The 3,946-nt window shown below is 55.2% G+C and carries 2 protein-coding genes; both read left to right on the top strand.

The features are described from left to right. A partial coding sequence (locus BLP73_RS19245) for an NACHT domain-containing protein (RefSeq protein WP_217630740.1) occupies positions 1-1,892 on the top strand: 1,892 nt, incomplete at its 5' end. Positions 1,893-2,334: 442 nt separating this feature from the next. Beyond that, complete coding sequence (mobV, locus tag BLP73_RS18855) at positions 2,335-3,603, top strand: MobV family relaxase (RefSeq protein WP_175453452.1); 1,269 nt, start codon at positions 2,335-2,337, stop codon at positions 3,601-3,603. The last annotated feature ends 343 nt before the right edge of the window (positions 3,604-3,946 follow it).

The following is a 3,946-nucleotide window of genomic DNA, read 5'->3' as shown; positions in this document are numbered from 1 at the left end:
CAGAAAAGATTGCTCATCATCACCCCCGTCAGTTCGGGAGCTTGAATCACGCGGGCCGGACAGCCTCAAGCAAATCAATGGGTCCTGACCCTAGACTAGTAGTTACTAGCCGAGAAGCTGGTTTTGATCTAGTTGCGCCCACTCTCGGAAGGTTCTGCACAAAGTACAGCATTGCCCCCCTTAATGCCAGCGCAGTGAAACTGCTCTGCTCCCACTGGCATGGGCTTATGTCTGCAGTTCCATCAGAAGCAAAACTAGAAGCAGATGAAATCTCCAATCAAATACTAAAGTCGCCTTCTCTAACCAAACTAGCTGAAAACCCCCTTCTTTTGACGATGCTTCTTGTCGTAAAACATGGAGCCGGAAAACTACCTCCAGATAGAGTTAGTCTCTATCAAAGGGCGGTAGAAATACTGCTGGACACCTGGAACATTAAGGGCCACGCAGCCTTGAATCCTAAAGAAGCTGTTCCACAGCTTTCTTGCATTGCGTTCGAAATGCTCCGGCAGGGAAAACAGACGGCAACCGAAGATGAAATAGTCGAGATGATCAGTCGGTCTAGAGACCGCATTACTAGCATAGGACGCTACGCCAAGGATTCCCCTGAAGAGTTTTTGAAACGAGTTGAGTTGAGGTCTAGCCTTCTCGTTGAAGGCGGACATCAGAGCGAGAATGGCAAGCTTGTCCCGTTCTATCAGTTTCGACATCTAACTTTTCAAGAGTACTTGGCAGCTGAGGCAATTGTTCATGGAAATACGGTTTCGGCAGAAGATAATGACAATCTGGTTGAAGAGCTAGGGGAAGAGCTTGCACGGGAGAAGTGGAAAGAAGTCGTTCCTATGGTTGCCGTTCTCCTAGGGAGGCGAACAAAGCCACTTCTCCAAATACTTCTTAACTCGGCACTCCAGCCGTCAAAGGAAAGTAGCAACGCCAACACGGACCCAGAGGAAGATAGCCTTAATGAAGATCGGGCGGCAGCACCGCGATTAATTCACTGTATGATCGAAGAGGCTGAATTTCCGCGTGAAATTATTGACGAGAGTTGTGCTGTAGTTTTGCAGTACCTTCTAGATGTCTTTGTAAAAGACAATGTAGTAACATCTCTTTCTCAAAGTGTTTATGGAAGAGATCTCCGTGAGGCCTCTTGGAGGATGTTTTCAAGCTCTGAAGTTATATCTCGAGATACCGTCTTGCTTTGCTCTATGTTTGAAGCCGCTTGCCGAGGAAAGCCATACTGGACAGTTCCAGGAAATGAAAGTGCCGTTTGTGGAGAGCTAACAGATGAGAATGAGCAATCTAGAGTTCGCGCTACACTTGCGGTCGCAGGAGCTTTTTGGCTTCACCGCAGCAAAACCGTTGTATCGAAGTCAACTAGAGTACTAGCCGCTCTGGAGGCTAATATCTCGTCGGACAGTCGTAAGCTCAGCGCCCTGTCTGCTTGGGCGTGGGGTTTTTGGAGACACATCAGCTTAGGGGAGAAGCGTAGAAAGCTACCTCCTACACCGACAGATCAGACGGTTTCTATTCTCGCCAAAAAATTTGTAGATCTTGAAAAAGATTGGCAGTGGTTAGATTTTACTGCAGCTATTTCTACATTAAAAGAAATCGGCCGAAACTCTACCAACATTTCCTTGACTGAGGCGCAGTGGAAAATAGTCGAGAAGAGTTTTTCTGACAAGGATCATAGAGAAAGTAGGACATTGTCTGCTCTTAGACTCTGCTACATCGCCAGAAACAAATTTTCCGATGATGTTATTCTCGAGTGGGTCAAAAATCTGGCCCCTACGTCAATAGGTAAAAGAGATGTCGAAGATATCTATGACTACTATAAAGTAGACATAGACGCGCCCAGACAAAGACAAAGGCAAAGACGAAGATCTGCCTCAGCCTAACCTCAAAGCCGTTCTTTGCCGCCCTAGATGCATGTAGGGCGGCAAAGTCCTAACGAGCTTCTACCTCATGCGCAGCATCGCCACTGCCTTCGCCCCAAGCCTCATCCATTGGCTTATCGCTTGAGCCATCTGAGACAAAGGCCTCCTTTCGCGCCCACTCCTGGACCATTCTGACCTTCTCCACGAGGATCTTAGCAGTGCAATTCTTGTAAGGAGCTTCCTGATTGTCTTGATCCGAGTCGTGCCTCTCCCGGGCGGCAGCACCCTGCCAGGGCCTAGCAAGGGCTGGAGATCGAGCCGCCGCAGGCGGTTTCTTTCCCCTTCTGGCGCAACGGTTGGCATTGGGAAAAATGTGCCCTTCCCCCGTCAGAGGCGAACGGATAATTTGGACGCAGGCCAAATTGTCTAGTGAGTGCACATTTTTTCAAATGGGGGGCGCGGCGTGGCAGATGTGGTGACAGAGTTCAGCGAGGACAAGCGGGTGCGGCAGGGGTCGCGTCCTCCCAAGAGCTTCGCCATCCTTCGCGTCGGCAAGATCAAGACCAAGGGGCATCTGGGCGCAGCCCTTGGCCACAACTTCCGTGAACGCGACACCCCGAATGCGGATCTGGACCGCAAAGGCGACAACCTGGTCCTGAAGGGCCGCGGCACCGGCAAGGGGGTCATGGAGGCTTGGGACGACCGTGCCCCCGAGAAGGTCCGCAAGAACGCTGTCCACGCCCTGGAATACTTCGTCGGCGGATCGCCCGAGAAGATCCATGCCATGAGCCGCGAGGACCAGGACGCCTATTTCCGGCGCGCGCTGGACTGGCTCGAGAAGCGCCACGGAGCCGAGAACGTCCTTTCGGCCGTGATCCATCGCGACGAGACCACCCCGCACATGCAGGCGCTGGTGATCCCCCTCGATGAGCGCGGCAAGCTGAACGCCCGCGAGCTGGTCGGCGGCAAGGCTAAGCTCAGCCAGATGCAGACCGAGTTCGCCCGCGACGTCGGCCAGCCCTTCGGGTTTGAGCGGGGGCAGGAACGCAGCAAGGCCACCCACCAGACCATCAAGGAATACTATGGACGGGCCAATACCCCCGTAGAGGTCGATTTCAGCCTCCCAGAGCGCCGCAGAGGCGCTGTGATGGGTCTGGGCGGGGAGAGTGAGGGGGAATGGCGCCAGAGGGCCTCAGAGGCCGTCTCAGAGCGTCTGAAGCACCAGACGGTGCATCTAGGAGAGACGGCCCGGACCCTGCGCCGCGAGCTCGACGCCACGGAGGCGGCTCTGGGGCAGACCCAGGACGAGCTGGCGCGGGAACGGACCCTTGCTGACGCAGCCAGCAAGCTGACGCTGGCGGCACTGATGCCCGCCAAGGAGATCGAGGCTGAAGAGACGGAAAACCTGCGCAAGATGGCAGCCTTCTATAACCACTACGCCCCGCAGTTCTCGGAGATGCAGACCAACGCCATCACTCTCGCCTTTGACCACGCCGGCATTGCGGTTCTTGAGCTGCCCGATGGCGATTACGCCCTGCCCGAGCGGGATCTGGAGACCTTAGGTGAAGACCGCGTGGTGGATGCCGATCGCCAGGGCGTGGACAGGATGCTGGCCGGGCTGCACCAGGCGGAACGCTCTCGCCAGAACGCTGCCGATGCTAAGCAGGATATGGCCGACCGCAAGACACGTGCCCAGGAACGGGGTCAGGACAGCGGATCGGATTGGGGCTGATCCTTCACAAGCAAATCCTGTCAGCGCCGTTAGAGCAACGGCGGAGCAGGTTTCCCCTCCCCCGGCCCCCCACCCGCCCCGCGCGCATACACACGCGGAGTCGTCCACTCGGCCCACAAGGGGTCTCGCGTCCGACGGCATTCAAAAACTACACAGCCCGTCCCAAGGGCGGGGGGTCGCCAGCTTCCTGGCGGGCGCTCCCCCCCGGCGCGCAAGCGCGCCCGGACTGTGCATTTTTTGCCTGCCTATAGATCATAAGAGGGCGAAAAAATTCTCTTTTTATTTACAACCACTTGCAGAGGTACCCCCGGCAATAGCTATTGCCGGGGGTAAGGCAGTCTAG

Source organism: Paracoccus tibetensis, assembly GCF_900102505.1.
In the GTDB taxonomy this organism is placed as follows: domain Bacteria; phylum Pseudomonadota; class Alphaproteobacteria; order Rhodobacterales; family Rhodobacteraceae; genus Paracoccus; species Paracoccus tibetensis.
The sequence above is the reverse complement of the archived record's forward strand: the minus strand, read 5'-3'. Positions and strand labels throughout refer to the sequence as shown.